This window comes from Phenylobacterium sp. SCN 70-31 (genome assembly GCF_001724605.1).
Lineage (GTDB): Bacteria > Pseudomonadota > Alphaproteobacteria > Caulobacterales > Caulobacteraceae > Phenylobacterium.
Genome location: NZ_MEEX01000001.1, coordinates 181,286 through 203,796, shown reverse-complemented (window position 1 = coordinate 203,796; position 22,511 = coordinate 181,286). Strand labels below are relative to the sequence as shown.

General features: G+C 70.1%; 20 protein-coding genes. 13 read left to right on the top strand and 7 right to left on the bottom strand.

The window, feature by feature from the left end; all coding sequences use genetic code 11:
* Nucleotides 1-9 precede the first annotated feature (9 nt).
* Nucleotides 10-633: a TetR-like C-terminal domain-containing protein gene (locus tag ABS78_RS00965; RefSeq protein ID WP_293373963.1), complete on the top strand. Its 624-nt coding sequence runs from the start codon at nt 10-12 to the stop codon at nt 631-633.
* 6 nt (nt 634-639) lie between these two features.
* Here the strand turns inward: ABS78_RS00965 and ABS78_RS00960 are convergent, their stop codons facing one another.
* The 3 genes from ABS78_RS00960 to ABS78_RS00950 all read right to left on the bottom strand — a co-directional run bounded on the left by ABS78_RS00960 (nt 640) and on the right by ABS78_RS00950 (nt 4,046).
* Nucleotides 640-1,659 carry an LLM class flavin-dependent oxidoreductase gene (locus ABS78_RS00960; RefSeq protein ID WP_293373961.1) on the bottom strand — a complete coding sequence of 340 codons (1,020 nt, stop codon included), beginning with the start codon at nt 1,657-1,659 and terminating at the stop codon, nt 640-642.
* 37 nt (nt 1,660-1,696) lie between these two features.
* Nucleotides 1,697-2,275: an NADPH-dependent FMN reductase gene (locus ABS78_RS00955; protein WP_293373959.1), complete on the bottom strand. Its 579-nt coding sequence runs from the start codon at nt 2,273-2,275 to the stop codon at nt 1,697-1,699.
* 73 nt (nt 2,276-2,348) lie between these two features.
* Nucleotides 2,349-4,046 carry a thiamine pyrophosphate-binding protein gene (locus tag ABS78_RS00950; protein ID WP_293373957.1) on the bottom strand — a complete coding sequence of 566 codons (1,698 nt, stop codon included), beginning with the start codon at nt 4,044-4,046 and terminating at the stop codon, nt 2,349-2,351.
* A gap of 228 nt (nt 4,047-4,274) precedes the next feature.
* Between ABS78_RS00950 and ABS78_RS00945 the strand changes: the two genes are divergently transcribed.
* On the top strand, nt 4,275-5,678 hold the full coding sequence (locus tag ABS78_RS00945; RefSeq protein ID WP_293373955.1) for an MFS transporter: 1,404 nt from the start codon (nt 4,275-4,277) through the stop codon (nt 5,676-5,678).
* Between the two features lie 28 nt (nt 5,679-5,706).
* Here the strand turns inward: ABS78_RS00945 and ABS78_RS00940 are convergent, their stop codons facing one another.
* The gene (locus ABS78_RS00940) at nt 5,707-6,519 is read right to left on the bottom strand and encodes a GntR family transcriptional regulator (RefSeq protein WP_293373953.1); all 813 of its coding nucleotides are present in this window, start codon (nt 6,517-6,519) and stop codon (nt 5,707-5,709) included.
* 219 nt (nt 6,520-6,738) lie between these two features.
* Between ABS78_RS00940 and ABS78_RS00935 the strand changes: the two genes are divergently transcribed.
* From ABS78_RS00935 to ABS78_RS00910, 6 genes are all read left to right on the top strand, one after another.
* Nucleotides 6,739-8,955 carry a TonB-dependent receptor gene (locus tag ABS78_RS00935; RefSeq protein ID WP_293373951.1) on the top strand — a complete coding sequence of 739 codons (2,217 nt, stop codon included), beginning with the start codon at nt 6,739-6,741 and terminating at the stop codon, nt 8,953-8,955.
* Between the two features lie 101 nt (nt 8,956-9,056).
* Nucleotides 9,057-10,265 carry an amidohydrolase family protein gene (locus ABS78_RS00930; RefSeq protein WP_293373949.1) on the top strand — a complete coding sequence of 403 codons (1,209 nt, stop codon included), beginning with the start codon at nt 9,057-9,059 and terminating at the stop codon, nt 10,263-10,265.
* Between the two features lie 103 nt (nt 10,266-10,368).
* Entirely contained in the window at nt 10,369-11,568 is a 1,200-nt protein-coding gene (locus ABS78_RS00925; protein ID WP_293373947.1) for a CoA transferase, read from the top strand.
* Between the two features lie 21 nt (nt 11,569-11,589).
* Nucleotides 11,590-12,594 carry a Gfo/Idh/MocA family oxidoreductase gene (locus tag ABS78_RS00920; protein WP_293373945.1) on the top strand — a complete coding sequence of 335 codons (1,005 nt, stop codon included), beginning with the start codon at nt 11,590-11,592 and terminating at the stop codon, nt 12,592-12,594.
* An 11-nt stretch (nt 12,595-12,605) separates the two neighbouring features.
* Nucleotides 12,606-13,040: a hypothetical protein gene (locus tag ABS78_RS00915; protein WP_293373943.1), complete on the top strand. Its 435-nt coding sequence runs from the start codon at nt 12,606-12,608 to the stop codon at nt 13,038-13,040.
* Nucleotides 13,041-13,134: 94 nt separating this feature from the next.
* Nucleotides 13,135-14,292: a serine hydrolase gene (locus ABS78_RS00910; RefSeq protein WP_293373941.1), complete on the top strand. Its 1,158-nt coding sequence runs from the start codon at nt 13,135-13,137 to the stop codon at nt 14,290-14,292.
* Between the two features lie 171 nt (nt 14,293-14,463).
* On the opposite strand, the gene ABS78_RS00905 is transcribed toward ABS78_RS00910, so the two are convergent.
* Nucleotides 14,464-14,973, bottom strand: a complete 510-nt coding sequence (locus ABS78_RS00905) for a pyridoxamine 5'-phosphate oxidase family protein (protein ID WP_293373939.1) — start codon at nt 14,971-14,973, stop codon at nt 14,464-14,466.
* 316 nt (nt 14,974-15,289) lie between these two features.
* Between ABS78_RS00905 and ABS78_RS00900 the strand changes: the two genes are divergently transcribed.
* From ABS78_RS00900 to ABS78_RS00880, 5 genes are read left to right on the top strand one after another with little or no spacing between them, the layout of a single operon-like run.
* Complete coding sequence (locus ABS78_RS00900; RefSeq protein ID WP_293373937.1) at nt 15,290-16,435, top strand: Gfo/Idh/MocA family oxidoreductase; 1,146 nt, start codon at nt 15,290-15,292, stop codon at nt 16,433-16,435.
* Nucleotides 16,432-17,292, top strand: a complete 861-nt coding sequence (locus ABS78_RS00895; RefSeq protein ID WP_293373935.1) for a sugar phosphate isomerase/epimerase family protein — start codon at nt 16,432-16,434, stop codon at nt 17,290-17,292. Before ABS78_RS00900 ends, ABS78_RS00895 begins: the two co-directional genes overlap by 4 nt.
* Nucleotides 17,289-18,461: a dihydrodipicolinate synthase family protein gene (locus ABS78_RS00890; RefSeq protein WP_293373933.1), complete on the top strand. Its 1,173-nt coding sequence runs from the start codon at nt 17,289-17,291 to the stop codon at nt 18,459-18,461. The genes ABS78_RS00895 and ABS78_RS00890 overlap by 4 nt, the downstream gene beginning before the upstream one ends.
* Before the next feature lie 14 nt (nt 18,462-18,475).
* Complete coding sequence (locus ABS78_RS00885) at nt 18,476-19,390, top strand: PmoA family protein (RefSeq protein WP_293373931.1); 915 nt, start codon at nt 18,476-18,478, stop codon at nt 19,388-19,390.
* Nucleotides 19,387-20,475: a Gfo/Idh/MocA family oxidoreductase gene (locus ABS78_RS00880; protein WP_293373929.1), complete on the top strand. Its 1,089-nt coding sequence runs from the start codon at nt 19,387-19,389 to the stop codon at nt 20,473-20,475. Before ABS78_RS00885 ends, ABS78_RS00880 begins: the two co-directional genes overlap by 4 nt.
* Here the strand turns inward: ABS78_RS00880 and leuD are convergent.
* Entirely contained in the window at nt 20,472-21,116 is a 645-nt protein-coding gene (leuD, locus tag ABS78_RS00875) for a 3-isopropylmalate dehydratase small subunit (RefSeq protein ID WP_293373927.1), read from the bottom strand. The two genes, ABS78_RS00880 and leuD, sit on opposite strands and share 4 nt — an antisense overlap.
* Complete coding sequence (gene leuC, locus ABS78_RS00870) at nt 21,113-22,510, bottom strand: 3-isopropylmalate dehydratase large subunit (protein ID WP_293373925.1); 1,398 nt, start codon at nt 22,508-22,510, stop codon at nt 21,113-21,115. The genes leuD and leuC overlap by 4 nt, the downstream gene beginning before the upstream one ends.
* Nucleotide 22,511 lies beyond the last annotated feature (1 nt).

Below are 22,511 nucleotides of genomic sequence, written 5' to 3'. Positions count from 1 at the left end.
ACAACCGGCATGACGTCCCCGCCGCGCAGGGCCGGCGGTCGCCCGCGCGACCCCGCCATAGACCGGAGTCTGGCCGAGGCGGCCCTGGCCGAAATGGCGGCCCACGGCTTCGCGGGACTGTCCATCGACCGGGTCTCCGAGATCACCGGCGTGGGCAAGATGACCATCTACCGCCGCTTCTCCGACAAGAGCGCGCTGGCCGTGGCGGCGCTGGCCTTGCTGACGGCCGAAGAGGGGCCGGCCGACACCGGCGATCTGGCCGAGGACCTGTCGCGCCAGCTCGCGCTCGCCCACGGCAACCTCGAGGGGCGGGGCAGCGTGGCCCTGCTGGGCGCGCTCCTGGCGGAGCGCGAACGGCGGCCGGAACTGATCCACGCCTACCGCGAACGGCTGTTCCGTCCCCGGGCCGAGAAGATCCAGGCTCTGCTCCGCGACGCCCGCGATCGCGGCCGGCTTCGCGCGGACCTGGACGTCGAGGCCGCCGGCCTGAGCCTGCTGGGCTTCCTGGCGGCCAGCTATATCGCCGACGCCCCGGTGGACGCGTCCCGCCTGCGCCGGTCGGTGGACGCATTCCTGGCGGGCGCGCGTCCGGGGCCGGCCCCGGACGAACCGGCCCCGGACGAACCCGGCTGAACCGGGTCAGACCGTCACGGGCTCGCGGCGGAACGCCGGCATCACCTCGCGGGCGAAGAAGCGCAGCCGTTCGATCCCGCCCCAGGGATCGTTGAGCAGCACATAGTCCACGCCCGCAGCCTCCAGCCGCTTGAGCGAGGCGATGCAGTCCTCGGGCGTGCCCACGATGGTGGCCGCCCGCGTCGCTTCGTCCGACGTGTCGACCGCGAAGGGGCCGGTGGGCGCCGCCGGCGCGGGCCGGCCCGGGATCTGCGCCGTGGCGGACAGGTGGGCGATGGCCGCATGGCGCCGCCGGATCTCGTCGTCCACCTTCGCCGGATGGTCCACCAGCATGAGGCCGCGGGTCAGCGCGATCTGGCCCGGCAGGCTCTGCGCGCCGGCCTCGGCCTGCGCCTCGCGGTACCAGCGCACGCGCCGGCCGGTGACTTCGGCCGAGCCGAACTGGTCCAGCAGCAACCGCTGCCCGCTGAGCGCCGCCTGGCGCACCGAGCCTTCACTGCCGGCGGCCACCCAGACGGGGGGCGGCGACTGCACCGGCCGGGGCTCGACGACCACGTCCCGGAACCGCCAGAAGCGGCCATCGTGCGAGAAGCGTTCGGTCGAGCTCCAGCTCTTCAGGACCAGCGCCAGCGCCTCCTCGTAGCGGGCCTGAGCCTCGGCCGGATCGATGGCGAAGCCGTGGAATTCGTTGGCGCGGTAGCCTCGGCCGACGCCGAAATCCAGCCGCCCGTTCGACACCAGGTCCACGGTCGCAGCTTGCTCGGCCAGCAGCAGCGGATGGTGCCACGGCATCACCGTCACGGCGGTGCCCAGGCGCATCGTGCGCGTGCGCCCGGCCAGGTAGGCCAGCAGCGATAGCGAGGCGCTGACCTGACCCGAGCCGGTGAAATGGTGCTCGACCAGGAACACGGACTCGAAGCCGAGCTGCTCGGCCTCCACCACATAGTCGATGAACTTGCCGTACGACTGGCTGTCGCCGGTGTGGCCCGCCGGGCGCGAGGCGCCGCCGAAGAGTCCGAAGCGCATGGGTGTTTCTCCGTATAGATACGATACGGTATCGTATCTATACGGAGCGGGCAAGCTCGGTCTCGGCGGCGTGGCGGCGGCGCACCGCCTGCGCCACCTGCCGGCCGACCGTCCGGAGCTGGGCCTCCACCGTCGCATCGGTGCATCCTTCCTCGGCGAAGAGTCCGGCGCGCACCGAGATCGCCGCGGCGAACGGCGTGGGCCAGCCGCGCAGGGCGTGCGTCACCGCCCGTAGCGCGTCGATGGTGGTCATCGCGGCCTGCGAGCCGAACCCGGTGGCGATGCAGCCCACGGGCAGGTCGTCGAAATAGGAGCGTGGGTCGCGGGCCATGTCCTCGGTGTAGTCGAGGGCGTTCTTCACCAGGCCCGAGATCGAACCGTGGTAGCCGGGACTGGCGACGATCACGCCGTCGGCGCGGCGCAGCGCGGCCAGCAGCGCCTGGGCTTCGGGCGTCCGGTCCGGGTCGGCCGGATCGTACATCGGCATGCGGAGCTGGGGGCCGGCGAAGCACGCCGTTCTCACGCCGTGACGCATGGCCTCGTCCAGCGCGATGCGCAGGGCCGACTCGCAGGTGGACCCGGCGCGCAGCGTGCCGCCCAGACCGACGATCAGCATGAGATCGGCTCCTCGCGAACCTGTTGGGGGACGTGCGGTTCCCGATGGGGGGCGTTGACGGCGATCATCGCCGTCAACCCATCCCGTAGGCGCCCAGCTTCGAGGCGGCCTCCGGGACCAGCAGGGCGTAGTCCACGCTGGGCGACGACAACTCGGAGCTCAACACGTCCAGAACATAGGGCCCCGGCTGGGACAGCGCCGCCGCCAGGCCCTCGCGCGCCTCGTCCAGGGTGGCGGCCCGGCTGGCTCCGGCGCCCATGGCCCGGCCCACGGCGGCGAAGTCCACGGGACGGAAGACGGACTCGGGGGTGATGCCCAGCGACCGCTCGCCCTGGATGACCCAGCCGTATCCGGCGTTGTTGAGCATCACGAAGATGATCGGAAGTTCCATGCGGACAGCGGTTTCGATCTCGCCCAGCCAATAGGCGGCGGCCCCGTCGCCGGCGACGGCCACCACCCGCGTGCCGGCGGGGGAGCCCAGGGCGGCGCCCAGGGCCGCGCCGCCGGCCCAGCCGATTCCCGCCAGCCCACGGGGCGCCAGGAAGCCCCGGCCCGCGCGCCGGATGGGATAGCGCGCGGCCGTCCACCCCGACGCCAGGCTGGCGTCGGTGACGAGGATCGAGTCGTCCGGCGCCAGATCCGCGATGGCGGCCACGACCGCCTCGGGCGCGACCGCCGGATCGTCGGGCGCCGTTCCCGGCTGCGGGGGCAGGACGCCCTGTCGGGTCCAGGCGAAGCGGGGCGAAAGGGCGGTCAGGCCGTCGGCGATCTGCGCCGCGGCTTCGCGGATATCGGCTACGATGCCGATGGCGGCCGGGATGGCGCGGCCCAGTTCCTCGCCGTCGACGTCCACGTGGATCAGGGTCTGCTCGCGCCCGGGCAGGCGCCAGAGGAACGAGTTGAACTGAGCGAACTTGCTGCCGAGCACCAGGACCACGTCGGCCTGTTGCAGGGTCTGGCTGGCGCCCACGTCCCCGAACACGCCCACCACGCCTCCGGCGCGGGGATGCCGCTCGTCGATGATTCCCTTGCCGTTGATGCTGGTCACCACCGGCAGGCCGAACGTATCGGCCAGCCGCGCGACCTCGGCATAGGCGCCGCTGGCCACCGCGCCGCCGCCGGCCAGCACGATCGGGCGTTCGGCGGCGGCCAGCAGGGCCACTGCGCGCGCCACGTCGCCGGCGGCAGCGGCGGGGCGGTGGCGTGGCCATGACGCGGCCTCGGGCGTGAAGCGCGACAGGTCGAAGGCGTCCACCGGCGACGCCATCACATCCTCCGGAATCTCCAGCACCACCGGGCCGGGCCGCCCCGTGGTGGCCACCCGCAGCGCGTGCTCCATCATGTCGGCCAGCATCTCGGGGCGGTGGACCCTGGCCAGCCACTTGCTGACCGGCCGCAGCAGATCGGCCTGTTCCAGCGCCTGCGACGAGACCCCGCGCCGGCGAAGGTGCTCGCGTCCGGTCTTGATGTCGGCCACCAGCGCCAGGACAGGGACCCCCGAGGCGTACGCCTCCGCCAGGCCCGAGACCAGGTTGGTGGCGCCCGGCCCGACGGTGGCGTCGCACATGCCCACGCGGCCGCTGACCCGGGCATAGGCGTCGGCGGCGCACGCGCCGTTCCGTTCGTCATGGACCAGAACATGCCGGAAGCCCCGCGCGCGCGCCGCGCCGTAGAACGGCACGGTCTGCCCGCCCGGCACGCCGAAGCAGGTATCTATGCCGACCGCCTGCAGAATGGCGACGATCTCGTCCGCGACTGTCGAATGGCCCATGAACGCATCTCCCTCATAAAAGGTATAATAATTGTACTATCATGCGGCAAGGCGTGATTTTGGGGTTTGCGCGGAGCCTTTGGCCCCGGGGGACGATGAGGGAGTCCCTCGCGGCCCGGCCCCAAAGGCGAGGCCGCAAAGCTTAGTGCGGTATTTTGGTGCAATTAGTATACTATTTTGAGAAGACGACGCCGGATCGAGCGTCGGAACGACGAAGGGGAACGGAACGTGGCGGTGGATTTCGGAAGCGTACGACGCGCTGCGGCGCCGGCCGGCGAGGCGGCGGGCCAACCCGGGCTATGGCGCCGCCTGGCCTTCGCCGGGCCCGCCTTTCCGCTCTCGGCGATGCTGTTGCCGGTGCTGATCTATCTGCCGGACCATTACGCCCGGAACCTGGGCATGGACCTCGTGGTCCTGGCGTCGGTGCTGATGGCGGTGCGGATCTTCGACCTCTGGTTCGATCCCGTCCTCGGCTTCGTCATCGACAAGACGAACACCCCGATCGGACGCTATCGGCCGTGGTTCGTGGCCAGCCTGCCGATCTCGGTCGTGTCGATCTGGATGCTGTTCATGGCGCCGGTGGGGATGACCGGCTTCTACCTGCTGTTCTGGCTGATCGCGGCCAACGTGGGCCAGTCCATGGGCCAGCTAAGCCACATGGCCTGGGCAGCCGCCAGCGCCCCCACCTACGACCAGCGCTCGCGCATCTACGGCTGGCTGCTGGCGCTGTCGATCTTCGGCACCTTCGCCATCATGGCGACCCCGCCGTTTTCGCGCATGGTGCTGGGCATCGACCATTCGCGCGGGGTGGAGGCGATGGGCTGGCTGGTGGTGGCCGTCCTGCCGGTGACGTTCCTCGTCGCGTTGGCGGCCACGCGGGAGCCGCCGACGCCGCCGGCTGCGGCCAAGCCGAACCTGCGTCAGTATCTCGACATGCTGCGCCGGGGCCGGGTGCTGCGCGTCCTGGTCACCGACATCACCTGGGGCACGGCCCCTGCGCTCGCGGCCACGCTGTTCTTCGTCTACATGGACGCCATCAAGGGCATCCCCCGTGAGGTCTCCAGCCTGATCCTGCTGGTCTATTTCGTGGGCGGGATGGTGGGAGCCCCTGTCTGGACGCGCCTTGCGCGGACCGTCAGCAAGCACAAGGCGATGATGTTCGCCGGCCTGACCTATGCGGTCTTCCAGTCGGCCATGATGCTGGCGCCGGCGGACGCGCCGCTGGTGGTGGCGGGGTTCATGTTCCTGGCCGGACTTGCCAGCACGGCGGGACAGATCCTGTTGCGCTCGATGATGGCCGACGTGGCCGACGAGGAGCGGCTGCACAGCGGCGTGGAACGGACGGGCCTGCTGTTCTCGCTGCTCACGGGCTCGGTGAAGATCGGCTCGACGCTGGCGATCGGGATCGGGCTCTACACCCTCAAGGTGTTCGACTTCGACTTCGCCAAGGGATCCGCCAATCCGCAGGATTCCCTGGTGGCGCTGGGGATACTCTACGCGCTCGTTCCGGCCGGTCTGGGCGTCGCCACCGCGCTGGTCATCAGGGGGCATAAGATCGACGCCGCGGCGCACGCGGAAATCCGCCGCCAACTCGATCTGCGCGACGCCCAACTTCGCGGAGAGGCTGGGTAGCCGGCGGGGGGCTTCGGGGGGCGGGAGGTCAGTAGAGGTCGACCACCGCCGTCTCGCCCAGTTCGTCGATGATGATCTTGTGGAGATCGATCATGTGCGAACGCCAGGCGGTTTCGGCGCCGACCGCGTCGCCGGCCTTCACATGATCGACCATGCGCTGGTGGTTGGTCACCGCGAGCTGGTTCAGCGCGAGCTGGTCCGGCCGGGCGCGGCCGACGAACTGGGTCACGTGGCGGCGGAAGATGTCGTCCAGCATTCCCACCATCAGGGCCGCGGTGACGTTGCCGGCGCGCTCGATCAAGATCTGGTGGAGCCGCGCGGTGGCGAGTCCGAACGCCGCGAAGTCTTCCATCGTCTCGCGCTCGTGCCGCATGTGGGCTTCCAGCGCCGCCACGTCCTCGTCCGTGCGGTGGGCGGCCAGCCGGCCGGCCAGCGGGGGTTCGATGAACGCCCGCGCCTCCAGCACCTCGCCGAGCGTGGCGCGGCGGATCTGAAGCAGAAGGCCGAACGAGCGGGCGGCCCGGTCGTGCTCGGGCAGACAGATGCGGGCGCCGCCGCCGGCGCCTCGGCGCACCCGGATCAGTCCTTCGGTCTCGAGGATGCGGAATGCCTCGCGCAGCGTCGGTCGCGAGACGTTGAACTGCTCCATGAGCCGGGCTTCTGCGGGCAGAGGATCGCCCTCCCGCAGCTCTCCCCGGGCGATCTGGCGCCGGATAACGTCGGTGATCAGCTCTGCGGCCTTCGGAATCTGCACCCGGATCTGGTCCCGTTGCTCGTGAAGGATCGTCGTCGTCCGGGGCTCGGATAGGCCGCGGGGCCGGCGGAACCCTTGGATTTTCATCTCGGGCTCTATCGTGGTGCGGCGCAGCGCGCAATGACCTTGGCGCGGAGCGCCTTCGCCGGGTTTCTCCCAATGCGTTGATCTTCAAGTCGAAATTCGGAGAACGGAAGATTTTGAAAATCAATAAATCTTCTATTGATTAGAATTATCTAACGATTTAAAACGCTCTCAAGCTCCGGGAAATAGGGAGCGGCGTTCAACGCCCAGGGAGGGGACATCATGATGGCATTGCGTGGTCGGCGCGTCAGTCTGCTGGCGGGTGGAGTCCTGACGGCGGCGGCTGTCGCTTTGCCTCCGGCCGCCATGGCCGCGGAGGACTCCGGCGGTTCGACGGTCGGCGAGGTGGTGGTCACGGCCCAGAAGCGCGCCGAGAACGTGAAGGACGTTCCGATCGCCATCACCGCGGCCAGCGGCGAGACCCTCGAGGCCCGCCAGATCACCAACTTCCACGATCTCGTGCGGGTGGCGCCCAGCTTCAACTCCAATCAGCTCGGCGACGCGCGCGCTTCGGCGATGAACCTGCGCGGCGTGTCGTCGACCCAGGGCAATCCCGGCCGGCATTCCTCGCTGGGAGTCTTCGTCGACGGGGTGTTCATGGCCCGCACGGGGATGGCCTCGTCGCAGGACTTCCTGGACATCGAGCGGATCGAGGTGCTCCGCGGCCCGCAAGGCACGCTGTTCGGGATGAACACGGCGGCCGGGCTCGTGCACATCATCACCCGAAAGCCGGACATGAACGCCTTCGGTGGCTACGGCGAGGTGGTCTACGGCAACTACAATCTGATCGAGGGGCGGGCCCGGATCAGCGGTCCGATCATCGCCGACACCCTGGGTTTCAGCCTGTCGGCCGGGGCGAAGTCGCGCGGCGGCTTCACCTACAACGCCACGACCGGGCGGGACGTGGACGACGAGAAGAAGTTCAGCGTCCGGGGCAAGCTGTTCTACAGCTCCGAAAATTTCGACGCGCTCCTGAGTGCGGACTACGCCAAGGAAGACACGGAGTGCTGCGCGGCGGTCGTCTACAAGCTGCTGCCCGGAGCCAGCCTGAACGGCGTTCCCACGGCGCCGATCGCGCCTCCGGGCCTGGCCTACGATCGCGTGACGCTCCAGAGCGGGATCAACACGAACCCGGTGCGCGGCGACGGGATTTCGCTGGAGATGAACTGGACCGTCGGCGATCACACCTTCACCTCGCTCACCGCGAAGCGCTTCTGGACGCTTCAGCCCCTGAACGACCCCGACGCGCTTCCCCAGCGCTTCATCGACAACTTCCTGATCGACCAGGGCCACCATCAGTTCAGTCAGGAATTCCGGCTGACGTCGCCGTCGGACGGTCGCCTCAACTACATCGTCGGCCTCTTCTATTTCGACCGCCGATCCACGGATTACGAAGACATCCGGCTCGGGCCGGACGCGCCGGCGGCGCTCAAGATTCCCGGCACCAACGCCGCGACGATCACCGATGCGCGGGTGAAGGACCGGACCTATTCGATCTTCGGCCACGCCAGCTATCACTGGACCGACAAGTTCACGACCTCGATCGGCCTTCGCTACACCCACGAGCCGCAGTCGGTGGTCTTCAACCAGACGTCGAACAACCGGGTGTTCGCGAATCTGGGAGCCACGGTCGACAAGCGCAGCGACGACGCGGTGACCTGGAAGGTCGACGCCAGCTATCGCTGGACTCCGGATCTAACGAGCTATGCGTCCGTCGCGCGCGGCTTCAAGCCCGGCGGCTTCGAGATCACGCGTCGCTCGAACATGCGGGGTTTCCAGTTCGATCCCGAGACCAACATCAACTATGAGCTGGGACTGAAGGGCGCCTTCCTGGACCGTCGGCTGTCGCTCAATGTGGCCGCCTTCTACACCCTGTACCGCGACTTCCAGACGCTCGCCTTCAACGGCACCTCGTACACCACCGCCAACGCCGAGGAGTTCAAGACCCAGGGCATCGAGGTGGAGGCCGAAGCGCGTCCGATGGACGGGCTCTGGGTGACGATGGCCACCAGCTTCGTCGACGCCAAGTACACCGACTTCAAGAACGGCGCCTGCCCGCCCGGCGTGGCGGGGGTCTGCGATCTGTCGGGCAAGCGGCTGAACGGTTCGGCCAGATTCAACTTCAACGGCGCGGTCCGCTACGAGCGCCCGGTGACCGACACCTGGTCCGCCTATACCCTGGTCGACTACCACTACAAGAGCAGCGTCTACATCGGCCAGAACCTCGATCCCAACACGCGCCGCGGCGGCTACGGGGTCTTCAACGGCCGGATCGGCGTGCGGGACAACGACGGCCTGTCGATCGAGGCGTTCGCCAACAATCTGCTGAACCGGGACTACGTGAACTTCATGTTCCTCGCCCCGCTCTCGCAGGCCACCTACGTCGGCTACGTCGGCGCGCCGAGGGTCTACGGGATGCGGATGTCCAAGAGGTTCTAGGGCCGGCTGCGGCCAACGTCCGGATCACGAGCCTTTCACTTGATCCGAATAAATAGTGCTATAATTGCTCTACTTTAAGCTATCTGCGTTCGGAGGAAGCCATGCCCTACGTCGAGAACGAGATCATCCACGACGCCGATGCGCATATCGTGGAACTGCCCGACTGCCTGGACGACTACATCGAACCCCGTCTGAAGGACGCCTATCACGCCGCCCGCAACGCCGAGCCCGAGTATGCGGCCCGAATGCTTGGCCGGGAGGCGCTGATCAGGGAGAAATTGAGCGCGAAGCATGCCGATCCCGAGTTCCGGGCCGGCGCTGCTGAGAACCTGATGTCGCGGAAGGGCCACGAGTCCCTGGGCGGCTTCCTGGCCGAGGACCGGCCCCAGGCCCTGGACCTGCTGGGGTTCGCCACCCAGCTGATGTTTACGTCGATCGCGCTGCGCAACTTCAACCTCGACACCGGCGACGACATGGACTTGTGCTACGGCGCGGCGCGGGCCCACAACCGGATGATCACCGACTTCTGTTCGGTCGACCGGCGAATGCTTCCGGTGGCTTACATTCCGATCGCCGACATGGAGCGTGCGCCCGAGGAAGCCCGCTTCGCGCTTGAACTGGGCGCCAAGGGATTCATGATCCCGCAGCAGCCGCCCAAGACGCATTCCCCGAGCCATACGGGCCTGGACCCGCTCTGGGCCATCGCCCAGGAGGCCGGCGTGCCGATCCTGTTCCACATCAACGGCACCGACCTGAACCCGTCCTACCGCGAGAACGGCAAGCCCAACGTGGTCATCGTCAGCGGCGACGGCGACTCGAACTCGCTGGGCTACATGTCGATCCCGCAGCCGGTGCAGACCACCCTGGCGGCCCTGATCTTCGACGGCGTCATGGATCGCTTCGAGAACCTCAAGTTCGGGGCCATCGAACTGGGCGCTTCGTGGGTGCCGAGCTGGCTGCGGCTGATGGACAACTCGTTCGAAGCCTTCGCCCGCCACGAGGAGCGGCTGCGCAACCTCAGCGCCCGGCCCAGCGAGATCGCGCGCCGCCAGGTGCGGGTGACGCCGTTCCCCACCGACGACGTGTCGTGGATCATCCAGAACTCGGCCGAGGAGATCTGCATGTTCTCGTCCGACTACCCGCACGTCGAAGGCGGCCGCAATCCGCTGAAGCGCTTCCGCGAGAATCTCGTGGGCTCGTCGCTGTCCCAGCGGGCGATCGACGGTTTCTTCCGCGACAACTACATCGACATGATGGGCAAGGCGCTGCCGGAGGACCTCCGGTATCCCAAGCACCTCGTCGCGGCCTGATCCTCCCCGGAACTGGCGCCCCGTCCCGAAGGTCGAGCATCGGCGGCGGGGCGCCGCTCATTTTTACGGAACAGGAGGCCGCGACGGCCTCGGGGGAATGACGATGTCGCTGCAAGGTGCGCCGCTGGCCGGCGTGAAGGTCCTGGAGATCGGCCACTACATCGCCGCGCCGCACTGCGCGATGATGCTCGCCGACCAGGGCGCCGACGTGATCAAGGTCGAGCCGGCGGGCGGCGAGCCTGGCCGCAAGGCGCCTCCCTACAGCGCCGCCGGCGAGAGCCTGGCCTTCGCCTGCCACAATCGCGGCAAGCGCAGCGTCGCGCTGGACCTGCGCCGGACCGAGAGCGGTGAGGCTCTGGAGGCGCTGCTGCGCTGGGCCGATATCGTCGTGACGAACTACGCCTACGGGATTCCCGAAAAGCTGGGCTTTGGCTTCGACCGCCTGTCCCAGGTCAATCCGCGAGCCCCGATGATCCACATCACCGGCTTCGGCCAGGAGGACGACCGGCGCGACTACCTGGCGTTCGACCCCGCCATCCAGGCGATGAGCGGGTTCTCGGACCTCACCGGCGACGCCGAGGGCCCGCCGACCATCAGCCAGTTCTTCGTGGCCGACCACGCCGCCGGGATGGTGGCCGCCTATGCGGCCATGTGCGCCCTGTGGGAGGCGCGCGCCACGGGGCGGGGCCGCTTCGTCCCTGTCTCGATGCTGGAGGCCATGACCTCGCAGCTCAGCTATCACATCCCCACGCGCGGTGCGGCCGGCAAGTCGCCCACGCGCTTCGCCCGCGCCCCGGAGGCCTTCGACTTCTTCCCGACCCGCGACGCGCCGATGTACCTGGCCGCCGGGACGCCCGCGAGCTGGCGCGCCTTCAGCCAGCTGATGGGGCGTCCGGAGTGGGCGCCCGATCCGAAGAAGCGCCCCAACCTGCTGGAAAACCCGGACCTCAAGGCAGAGGTCGACGCCGTGGCCGGCGCCTGGTTCGCGGCCCGCACCTCAGCCGAGGCGCTGGACGCGCTGCAACGGGCGGCCATTCCGTGCGGCGCGGTGCGCAGCGTAGCCCAGCTCTACGATGAGGAGGTGGCCGCCGGCTCGGCGGTGGTGTCGTTCGTGGATCTCGCGGGTGGCGGCCCACCGGCTCCGGTGCCGGGTCCGGCCGTGACCTTCCCCGGCGCGCCCGCCGATCGGGCGCGCGTGGCCTCCCTGGGCGAGCACAATGCGGCGGTCCTCGCCGAACTGGGCGTCCCGGCCGACATCGTCGCAGCCCTGACCGCCGCCGACCGCCCCGCGGTTCCGGCCTGATCGCGGATCGGGAGGCGCAGGATGAACAAGGTCAGGATCGGCGTCCTTGGCTGCGCGCGGATCAACAAGGCCGCCGTCCTCGACGCCGCGGTTGAGGTTCCCGGTTTGGAAGTCGCGGCCGTCGCCTCACGCGACGCCGCCCGCGCGGCCGACTACGCGGCCCGTCACGGCGTGGCGCGCAGCTACGGCGCCTACGAGGCCCTGCTGGCCGATCCCGACATCGACGTCGTCTACAATCCGCTACCGAACAGCCTGCACGCCGAGTGGTCGATCCGGGCGCTGGAGGCGGGCAAGGCGGTGCTCTGCGAGAAGCCCCTGGCCTCCAATGCGGACGAGGCCGGGCGGATCGTCGAGGCGGCGGGCCGCGCGGGCCGGCCGCTGATCGAGGCGTTCCACTATCGCCACCATCCCGTCGCCGCCCTCATCCTCGAGACCGTGCGGTCGGGCGCTCTCGGCCGGCTGACGCACATGCGCGCGGCGATGAAGGTGCCGGGCGGCCTGCTCGCCGCGGACGACATCCGCTTCCAGCTCGCCCTGGCTGGTGGCGCGACGATGGACCTGGGGGCCTATGGTCTGAACCTGATGCGCTGGGTGGCCGGCGCCGAGCCGCAGGTGGCCGAGGCGCGGGCCGAGCTGGCGGCGCCGGACGTCGACGCCGCGATGCACGCGCGGCTGATCTTTCCCGGTGGCCTGACGGGCGAGCTTGACTGCGCCCTGGCGGCGTCCGAGTTCGAGGCGGGCCTGACGGTGGAAGGCGAGCGAGGCCGCGTCCATGCGGTCAACCCGTTCCTTCCCCAGCGGGGACACAGCGTGACCATCGAGACCGGTGGCGAACCCGTGGTCCATCGCCTGGACCGCACCTCCACCTATGTCTTCCAGGCGCGGCATCTGGTCGAGGTTGTGCGTGACGGCGCGACGATCCGCACGCCGGGCGAGGACGGCGTGGCGAACATGGCGGCGATCGACGCCGTCTACCGGGCCGCCGGCCTGAATCCCCGTGGCGCGCCCGTCGCGTCGCCTGCCTGACGGAGTCCCAGATGGACCGCCTGCCATTCGCCTCGCCCGCCTGGGTGGCCCTGATGCACGGGACGTTGGAGGAGCTGGTGGCCGCCGACCGGGATGCGCTGCGCGACGTGGACTTCTCCATGTGCGAGATCATCAGCCGCGTCCCGCCCGACGATGGCGCCGTCGTCCTCGGCGCGCGGTTCCGCGACGGCGGCGTGGCGTTCTTCGAAGACGCCGAGGCCGGGGCCGACTATGTGGTGCGCGGCGACTACGAGGCCATGCTGCCTGGCGCCCGGCTGGTCCATCGCACCGCCACCCCGGACGACATGGCGGCCCAGGCCGCGCGTCGGCGGGAGATGGCCGCCGCCGGCCGCCTGTCGTCGTCGGGCGACATGAGCCGCGCCTCGAAGCCGCTGTTGCGGGTGCTGGCGCGGATGCACGACCGGATGGCCGAGCGGACGGCCTGAACGATGGGCCCGAAGCCGGTGGCCTGCATCGGTCCGCGGGGGAGAGCCGCCATGACCGGTCGAAGGATGTATCGAACAGGGATCGGAGGGCGTGATGCCGCTGCTTTGTGGACTGGCCTGCGCGGCCGTGCTGGCCGGAGGGGTCGAGACGGCGCCGGCGCCCGAGGTGTCCGATATGCGTAGCTGGACGCCGCAGCAGCGCGCCCTGGCCTTCCGCAGCGTCGAGAAGATGTTCCCCGTCGCCGACGTGAAGCGCGGCGAGAGGGTTCGGCCGCTGCCCGTCGCGGATCGTCAGATCGCGCCCACCTTCACCTATGGCGGCCAGAGCCACGACGTGGCCAGCTTCATGGCTGCGCAGGACGTCTCGGGCCTGCTGGTGCTCCAGGACGGCCGGATCGTGCTCGAACGCTATGGCCTGGGCCGTGGCCCCGACGACCGCTGGACCTCGTTCTCGGTGGCGAAGTCGGTGACCTCCATCCTCATGGGCGCCGCGATCGCTGACGGCCGGGTCGCCGGCCTGGACGCCGAGGTCACCGAGTACGTGCCCGAGATGAAGGGGAGCGGCTACGACGGCGTCACTGTCCGCCAACTCCTGACCATGACCTCGGGGGTGCGCTGGAACGAGGACTACACCGACCCGAACGCCGACGTCGCGCGGGTGGGCGCGGCCGTGACGGAACCGGGGGTCAATCCGGTGGTCAGCTACATGCGCAAGCTTCCGCGGGCGCATACGCTGGGCGAGGCGTTCACCTACAACACCGGCGAGACTGACCTGGCCGGCGTCGTGGTCTCGCGGGCCGTGGGCAAGCCCCTGGCCCGGTACCTGTCCGAGAAGATCTGGGCGCCGTATGGCATGGAGCAGGACGCGATCTGGCTGCTGGACGCCGGCGGCCACGAGCGGGGCGGCTGCTGCATGAGCATGACCCTGCGTGACTACGCCCGCATCGGGCAGTTCATGCTGGACGGCGGCGTGGCGGGCGGACAGGCGGTGCTGCCCGCGGGCTGGATCGGCGAGGCGACGGGCGCCCTTGTGCGCACCGACCAGCCCGAGCGCGAGGCCTACGGCTATTTCTGGTGGGCCCAGGGCGACGGTTCGTTCGCCGCCATAGGAATCCACGGCCAGGCGATTATCGTCTATCCCGCCGAGCGCCTGGTGGTCGCGATGAACGCGGCCTGGAAGGACGCCCGGTCCGAGGACCGCTATCGCGAACGCGACGCCTTCGTGCAGGCGGTGCGGGCGGCGCTCCGGTAGGCCCAGCCGTCCATATATGGCCAGACGGGCGAGAGTATTCTCGTCCCGTCAGGGCTCTCAGGTCGCCGTCTCTGCGTCGAGATTGGCTCGACCACCCGCTCACCGAACCTTGCAGGTTCGCTGCGCGCCCCGCGGCGGTGACCATCCAGGAGTTGGCGCGCGATCGACGACCTAGAGCGGCGTCTTCGCGTTGTCTCCCATGTGCGGCGCTTGGCCCGTCACGGCCGCGACGGCCATCTTGACGAGGGCGACGGCCTTGCCGGGGCTGTCCCACAGCTCGCCGGCGTCCGGCGTCAGGGTCAGGAGCCGGATGGTCGGGTCGGTGGCGTCCTCCCACCAGGCCTTGTCGAAGTCCGTCCACAACGCCGCGATCTTCTCGCGGTCGTTGGACACTCGCGCCTCGCCCGAGATCAGGACGTACTTGTAGTTCCGGTTGTCGGCCCAGACGCAGGACACCGCCGGGAAGCGGTCGATCTCTGCGTTCTTTCCCCCGTCGGCGTCGACCAGGAAATGGACGGCGTGCTCGTCGCGACGGACGCGCGCCGAGAGCGGCCGGCTGCGCTGCTGTTCCCCGTCCCAGGTCGTGAACATGCAGATGTCGATCTTCTCGGCGAGTTCCCAGATCCGGTCCTGCACCTCGGCGGGGGATTTGGGATTGTCGTTGGGGCGTTCCTTGGCCATCGGGGTCTCCTCCAGGGCAAGTCGTCCAAACGCGCACACTCCGCCCCCGTTGCAGGCGGTCGGCGCGGCGTCGTGATTCACGGCGCGATGTCGGTTGCTCGCGACAGGGCGGTGGTTCCCGAGGAGTGCGAGCACGCGACGGTCGGCGTCGTCCGCCGGGGCTGAATCCGAACGTGCATGCGCGCCGGCGGAGCCCGGCTTCCGCCATGCGGGAAAAGGGGCGCGTCTTCGGCCTCGGCGCTGTCAAGACGCGCCGTTCGCAAATAGATGCGCCGCCCGTCAGGCCCTCTCGGGCCCTCCCAGCGAGGACTTGCGAATGAAGCGGCGCAGCATCGGCGTGATCATGAACGGTGTGACCGGCCGGATGGGCGGCAGGGACCACCTGGAACGCTCCATCATGGCCATACGCGCCGCCGGGGGCGTCCGGGTCGGCGACACCGAACTCTGGCCGGAACCCGTCCTGATCGGCCGCGACCCCACGCGCCTGCGGGCGCTGGCCGACCGCCACGGCCTCGATCGCTGGGGGCTGGATCTCGACGCGGCGCTGTCGGACTCTGCCAACGAAATCTACTTCGACGCCCAGGCCACGGTGCAACGGGAAGCCGCGGTCCGGCGTGCGATCGCCGCGGGCAAGCATGTCTATGTGGAGAAGCCGGCGGCCCTGACCAGCGCGTCGGCGCTGGCCCTCGCCACCGAGGCCGACGCCCGGGGCGTCCGCCACGGCGTGGTGCAGGACAAGCTGTTCCTCCCGGGGATCCTGCAACTTTCCCGGCTCATCGAGGAAGGCTTCTTCGGCCGGATATTCTCGGTCCGGGGCGAGTTCGGCTACTGGGTCTTCGACGACATCGTCGGCGGCCGGCAGAGGCCGTCGTGGAACTATCGGGCCGAGGACGGGGGCGGGATCGTCCTCGATATGTACGCCCACTGGCGCTACCTCTTCGATGAGCTGTTCGGCGGCGTGAAGGCCCTGGTCAACCGGTCGGAACGCCATGTCCCGATCCGGGCGGACGAGACCGGACGGCGCTACGACGCGACGGCCGACGATGCGGCCTACGCGATATTCGAACTCGGAAACGGCGCGATCGCGCACTTCGTCTCGTCGTGGTGCGTCCGGCCCTATCGGGACGACCTGTTCGTCATGCAGGTGGACGGCGAGCGCGGAAGCGCCCTGGCCACGCTCCGCGACTGCAAGATCCAGCCCGCCGCCGCGACGCCGGTGGCGCGCTGGAATCCGACGGGACCCGCGCCGGAGCTCCGCGCGGGGTGGATCGCGGCGCCGGAACGCGAGGAGCCGATGAACGCCTTCCGGGTGCAATGGGAGCACTTCCTCCGGCACGTCGTGCTGGACGAACCCTATCCCTGGACGCTGGCGGCCGGCGCCCGGGCCATCCAGCTCGCCGAGCTGGCCCAGGTCTCCTCGGCCGAAGCCCGATGGGTCGCCGTACCGGACCTCGTGGCATGACGCGGGATCTCGCAACGCCGTGGCGGGAGCGGTTCAGCCTCAACCAGGCCACGGTTCCGCGGTGGAACGCCGTGGAGGTCGTGGAGGCGAGCGCCAGGGCCGGTCTCCGCTGGGTCGGCCTCTGGCGTGATCCCGTGGCCGAAGTCGGCCTGCCGGCCGTGCGGAAGGCGCTGGAACACACCGGCCTGGCGGTGTCCTCCCTCTGTCGCGGTGGCTGGTTCGGAGCCTCGACGCCCGCCGAGCGACGGCGGCGGCTGGAGGACAACTTCCGCGCCGTGGACGAAGCGGCCGCGCTCGACGCCGAGACGCTGGTGCTGGTGGTGGGGCCCCCGGTGGGGGAGTCGCTCTCGGACGCGCGGCGCAGGGTCGCCGACGCCGTCGCCCAGACCGCCGCCTATGCGAAGACCGCGGGGGTGCGTCTCTCGATCGAGCCGCTGCACCCCACGTACTGCGCGGACAGATCGGTCATCGTCTCGCTCGTCCAGGCCCTGTCGCTGGCCCGGGCGAACGAGGGCGTCGGGGTGATGCTCGACAGCTATCACCTCTGGTGGGACCCCGAGTTGCCCGCCGGAGTTGAAGCGTCGGCAGAGCACATCCACGGCCTCCAGCTCGCCGACTGGCTGTCGCCGCCGCCGGATCACCTCAACGGGCGCGGCATGCCCGGGGACGGGTGCATAGATATCGCCGGCTTCGTCGCACTGGGGGAGGCGGCCGGCTATCGCGGCCCCATCGAGGTGGAGGTCTTCAATCCGACCGTATGGGCCCGGGATCCCCAGGAGGTCCTGGATCAGGCCCTGGACGGTCTGCAGCGTCACGTCGCCGTCGTGCTCGAGTCCCGCGAGGTTCGCCGCCCATGAACAACCGCACCGTCCGCCTCGTATCCGAAAGCGGCGATCTCACCCTCTTCACGCTTTCCGAACCGGTGTCGACGCCGAGAACGGCCAGGCCACCGGCGAGCCGTCAGGCGTTCGCCGCCGCCCACGTGGTGGCCGACCCGCTCGACACGCCGTCGAGCGATGGGCGAGCGCGGCTCGACTGGGACGCCACCCTCGCGCTCCGCCGCGACCTCTGGGGCCTGGGCTTCGGCGTGGCCGAAGCCATGGACACGGCCCAGCGGGGCTCCGGCCTCGACTGGCCCACGGCCCTGGAGCTGATCCAGCGCAGCGCCCGTGATGCCCGCGCCCTCGGCGGACGGATCGTGGCGGGCGCGCAGACCGACCATTGCCCGCCCGGCAGCCTGGGCGCGCTGGACGAGGTGGTCTCGGCCTATCTCCTCCAGGCGCGGGCCATCCAGAGCGCGGGCGCGGGGGTCGTGCTGATGGCCAGCCGGGAGCTTGCGCGTCTGGCGCGGAGCCCCGACGACTACGCCACGGTCTACGGCCGGGTTCTCGCCGAACTGGACGACGGCGTGATCCTGCACTGGCTGGGCCCGGCATTCGATCCCGCCCTGGCCGGCTACTGGGGGGATGCGGACCTCGATCGCGCCACCGAGGCCTGCCTGGACGTATTGGGCGCTCACGCCGGACGGGTGGCGGGCATCAAGCTCTCGCTTCTGGACGCCGGCCGCGAGATCCGGATGCGTCGCCGTCTGCCCGAAGGGGTGCGGATGTTCACCGGCGACGACTTCAACTTCCCCGAACTCATCGCGGGCGACGCCGAAGGCCACAGCGATGCGCTGCTGGGCGTGTTCGACGCCATCGCCCCGGCGGCGGCGGACGCCTTCGCCCGGCTGGACGCGGGTGACCCTGATGGCTTCCGGGCGCGGCTGGAGTCGTGTGTCCCCTTCGCGCGTCACGCCTTCGCGGCGCCCACCTACTTCTACAAGACCGATCTGACCTTCATCGCCTTTCTCGCGGGGCGTCAGCCGCACTTCCGCATGATCGACGGGCTGGAGGCGCGGCGTTCGATTCCTCACCTGTGCCGCCTGGTCGTCCTGGCCGATTCGGCCGGGCTGCTGTCCGATCCCGAGCCGGCGGCGCGGCGCCTGAGGGCGTTCCTGGAGACGGCCGGAATCGCACAGCCATGACGGAGGCCACGCCCGTGACGCCGAGATTCGACGACGCGGGCGTCGACATCCTGCGCGACGGTCTGACCCTGGCCCGCTACGTCTTCCGGCCGGACGCCCGCCCTGCGTATGCGCCAAAGCCCTATCTCGCGCCCGTCAGGTCCCTGACCGGCGAGGACGTGACGGTGGTGCGACCCCACGATCATCCCTGGCACAACGGTTTCCAGCTCGCCTTGCCCTATGTGGGCGACTGGAACTTCTGGGGTGGGCCGACCTACGTCGCCGGCGAAGGCTACGTCGATCGTCGCAACAACGGCTGGATGCGCCATGAGGCCTTCGACCACATCGTGGCGCAGGGCGCCCGACTGGACCTCGGGCAGACCCTGTCCTGGCTGGCGCCGTCCGGAGCCGAGGTCGCCGCGGAAGCCCGGACCCTGACGTTCGACGCCGCAGGGGCGGCGCAGGGCGTCTGGCGGCTCGGGCTGGACAGCCGCATCGTCAACCGCACGTCCGGGCCGCTGCGTCTCTCGAGCCCTACCGTGGAAGGCCGCCCGGCCGCGGGGTATGGCGGCTGGGTCTGGCGGGGTCCCAGGAGTTTCACAGGCGGGCAGGTCGTCGCCCCGGAACGCGTGCCGGACGCCATGGGCGCCCGGCTGCCCTGGCTGGCCTTTGTCGGTCGGCATGACGGCAGCGGGCGCGCCACCACGTTAGTGATGCGCGTTCCGGATGACGCCCCGCCGCCGCCCTGGTTCGTCCGGAACGAGCCCTACGCGATCATGGGGCCCGCGCCGTTCTACGCGGCGCCGCAACAGCTCGCCTCGGGAGAGACCCTGCGCCTGACGTGCGAGGTCCACATCGCTGACGGCCGGCTGACCGCGCCTGCGATCGCGTCGCTCCTGGCCGCCGCTGCGCCAGACGGCGGCGGCGTTGGAATGGGGACGGGGGCGTGACCGCGGTGCTGGACACCGTGATCGTGGGCGCCGGCCAGGTCGCTCAGGCGCATGCTCGGGCGTTGGCGGCCTCGCCCCATGTCCGGCTCGCCGCCGTGGTCGAGCCCGATCCGGTGGCGCGGGAAGCCTTCGCCCGCCGCCACGGGGCGCCGGCGGCCTATGCGGATCTCGACACGTTGTTGACGGCCATGCGACCGGACCTGGCTCATATCTGCTCCCCGCCCGGGGTTCACGCCGATCAGGCCATAGCCTGCCTGGACGCCGGAGCCTGGGTCATGTGCGAGAAGCCGCTCTGCGGCGGCCTGGCCGAACTGGACCGGATCGCGGCCGCCGAACGCCGGTCGGGCGCGCGATGCGCCGGGGTCGCGCAATGGCGTTTCAGCCCGCGGACGCAACGGCTTCGAGATCTGATCGATCGCCAGGCGTTCGGACGACCCTTGGCGGTCAGCGTCGAAACCGCCTGGTTCCGCGACGAGGCCTACTACGCCGCACCCTGGCGCGGGCGCTGGGAGAGCGAGTTGGGCGGTCCCACGGTGGGCGTCGGCATCCACCTCATGGATCTTGCGCTGTGGCTGCTCGGGGACTGGGTCGACGTGGCCGCCCTGGCGTCGACCCTGGATCGCGAGATCGACGTGGAGGACGTGTCGGTGGCGGCCGTGCGGTTCGCGAGCGGCGCCTTGGCCACAGTGGTCAACAGCGTACTTTCCCCGCGGGAGGAGTCGCGGCTCCGTATCGATTTCCAGTACGCCACCGTCGAGTTCAACGCGCTCTACAGCGAGGCCCCCGGCGATTGGCGGCTGACGGCGAGGCCAGGGTACGAGCCCCTTCTGAGCGCATGGGAACGGGAAGCCGGAGCCGGACCCAGCCGCATGACACGTCAGTTCGGCCGGTTCGCGTCGGCGGCGCTTGGCGAAGGCGACGTCGAGGTCTCTCTCGACGAAGTCCGGCCGGTCCTCGATCTGGTTTCGAGCCTGTACAAGTCTGCGGCCACGGGGAATGTCGTCCGGCGCGGATCGATCGCGCCCGGCGACCCGTTCTACGCGCGCGTGTCGGGCGATCTCGGACCCGGGGCGTTCCGCCCTTAACGCCCGTCGGAGAGGTTCGGCGCGACGGCGGCCGAGGGGCGGACGGGAGACACCCAGGGCCGGAGAGCGCGATCCGCGGCCTCGAACGCGGCGATGTCCCCCAGGCGGCCTAGGATCAGGTCGAGTTCGTCCACCCCCCTGAGGAGACCTTCGCGCCGGAAATCGGAGATCGGAAAGGTGAGGCGCGTACGGCCGTCGTCCACGCTGCGGGCGTCGAGATCCAGGCTCAGATCGCCGCCGTCCCGCGCGGTCTCGGCCAGGGCGCGAACGGCGTCGGACGGAAGGCTGACCGGCAGGATGCCGTTCCGGAAACAGTTGGACTCGAAGATGGCGCCGAAGCCCGTGGCGACGACGGCCCGGAACCCGAGAGCCTTCACCGCCCACGCCGCCGTCTCGCGGGAACTCCCGCATCCGAAGTTGGCGCCGGCCAGCAGGATCTCCGCCCCCTGGAACACAGGGTCGTTGAGCGGGCAGTCGGCGCGCGGCGCGCCCGTCTCGTCGAAGCGGAGAGGTTCGAAGGCGTACTTCACCATCGCCTCGCGTCCCTGCAGCACGCGTCCGATGGGCGTGATGATGTCGGTGTCCACGTCGTCCAGCAGCAGCGGAACGGCCTTGGAGGTCAGTCGTGTGAACGCCGTCATCGCAGTATCTCCCTGACGTCGACCAGGGCGCCCGCCACCGCCGCGGCCGCGGCCATCTGCGGACTGGCGAGATGCGTCCTGGCCCCTGGGCCCTGGCGGCCGACGAAGTTTCGGTTCGAAGTGGACACGCAGCGTTCGCCGGGTGCGACGACGTCGCCGTTCATGCCCAGGCACATCGAGCATCCGGGCTCCCGCCAGGCGAATCCGGCATCGAGGAACACGCGATCCAGGCCCTCGGCGCGGGCCGCCTGGCTCACGGCCTGAGACCCGGGGACGATCCAGGCGCGCACATGCGCCGGCACGCGACGGCCGCGCACGACATGGGCGGCGGCCTGGAGGTCGCCGAGCCGTCCGTTTGCGCAGGACCCGATGAAGACGTTCTGGATGGCCACACCCGAGATCGGCGCCCCAGGTTGAAGACCCATGTAGTCGAGGGCCGCCTCCCAGCGCCGTCGGGTCGCCGGGTCCGGCGCCGCGGCGGGATCGGGGACTCGTCCGTCGATTCCAGCGACGTCCTGTGGGGTGACGCCCCAGGTCACCTGCGGCGCGACGGCGGCGGCGTCGGCCACCACTTCGCTGTCGAACGTCGCTTCCGGGTCGGTCGGCAGCCGGCGCCACGCCGCCACCGCGTCGGTCCATTCCGCGCCCCGCGGCGCATAGGCGCGGTCGCGCACGTAGGCCTCCGTCACCGCGTCCGGCGCGATCAGGGCGAAGGTGGCGCCCAGCTCGGTCGCGAGGTTGCATAGCGACATGCGGTCCTCCATCGACATGGCGTCGATCGCGGTCCCGGCGAACTCGACCGCGTGGCCCGACGCGCCGGCCGTCCCGAGGCGGCCGATGAGCGTGAGGATCAGGTCCTTCGCGGCCACGCCGGGCGCCAGCCGCCCCTCGCAACGGATGCGCATGGTCGCGGGCCGCGGCACGACCAGCGCCTGGGTGGCCAGAACGTGCAGCACTTCGGTGTTGCCGACGCCCCACGCCAGGGCGCCGAAGGCTCCGTGGGTGGAGGTGTGGCTGTCGCCGCAGACGATCGAGAGACCCGGCAATGTCAGGCCGAGTTCCGGCCCTGTGACGTGCACGATGCCCTGTTCTGCGGACCCCAGGTCGAAGAGGCGCACGCCGTGACGGGCGCATGCGGCCCGCAGAGCCTGGAGCGCCCGCTCGTTGCCTTCGAGCCATGCGCCCGGAGCCGTGGGAACTCCGTGGTCGGCCATCGCGAAGGTCAGTTGCGGGGCGCGCACCCGCAGCCCTCGGTCGCCAAGCATCTTCAGCGACAGGGGGCCGCTGAGGTCGTGCAGGAAGTGGCGGTCGATGCGGATCAGGTCGGCCCCGTCGCCGACGTCGGCGATGCGATGGGCGTTCCAGAGCTTCTCGAAGAGGGTCGCTGGGCGCATG

Coding starts and splice junctions, on each gene's coding strand:
- ABS78_RS00895 (WP_293373935.1), top strand. CDS start 16,432: ATGACGCGGGATCTCGCAACGCCGTGGCGGGAGCGGTTCAGCCTCAAC.
- leuC (WP_293373925.1), bottom strand. CDS start 22,510: ATGCGCCCAGCGACCCTCTTCGAGAAGCTCTGGAACGCCCATCGCATC.
- ABS78_RS00930 (WP_293373949.1), top strand. CDS start 9,057: ATGCCCTACGTCGAGAACGAGATCATCCACGACGCCGATGCGCATATC.
- ABS78_RS00915 (WP_293373943.1), top strand. CDS start 12,606: ATGGACCGCCTGCCATTCGCCTCGCCCGCCTGGGTGGCCCTGATGCAC.
- ABS78_RS00940 (WP_293373953.1), bottom strand. CDS start 6,519: ATGAAAATCCAAGGGTTCCGCCGGCCCCGCGGCCTATCCGAGCCCCGG.
- ABS78_RS00965 (WP_293373963.1), top strand. CDS start 10: ATGACGTCCCCGCCGCGCAGGGCCGGCGGTCGCCCGCGCGACCCCGCC.
- ABS78_RS00925 (WP_293373947.1), top strand. CDS start 10,369: ATGTCGCTGCAAGGTGCGCCGCTGGCCGGCGTGAAGGTCCTGGAGATC.
- ABS78_RS00910 (WP_293373941.1), top strand. CDS start 13,135: ATGCCGCTGCTTTGTGGACTGGCCTGCGCGGCCGTGCTGGCCGGAGGG.
- ABS78_RS00955 (WP_293373959.1), bottom strand. CDS start 2,275: ATGCTGATCGTCGGTCTGGGCGGCACGCTGCGCGCCGGGTCCACCTGC.
- ABS78_RS00890 (WP_293373933.1), top strand. CDS start 17,289: ATGAACAACCGCACCGTCCGCCTCGTATCCGAAAGCGGCGATCTCACC.
- ABS78_RS00950 (WP_293373957.1), bottom strand. CDS start 4,046: ATGGGCCATTCGACAGTCGCGGACGAGATCGTCGCCATTCTGCAGGCG.
- leuD (WP_293373927.1), bottom strand. CDS start 21,116: ATGACGGCGTTCACACGACTGACCTCCAAGGCCGTTCCGCTGCTGCTG.
- ABS78_RS00905 (WP_293373939.1), bottom strand. CDS start 14,973: ATGGCCAAGGAACGCCCCAACGACAATCCCAAATCCCCCGCCGAGGTG.
- ABS78_RS00900 (WP_293373937.1), top strand. CDS start 15,290: ATGAAGCGGCGCAGCATCGGCGTGATCATGAACGGTGTGACCGGCCGG.
- ABS78_RS00935 (WP_293373951.1), top strand. CDS start 6,739: ATGATGGCATTGCGTGGTCGGCGCGTCAGTCTGCTGGCGGGTGGAGTC.
- ABS78_RS00960 (WP_293373961.1), bottom strand. CDS start 1,659: ATGCGCTTCGGACTCTTCGGCGGCGCCTCGCGCCCGGCGGGCCACACC.
- ABS78_RS00920 (WP_293373945.1), top strand. CDS start 11,590: ATGAACAAGGTCAGGATCGGCGTCCTTGGCTGCGCGCGGATCAACAAG.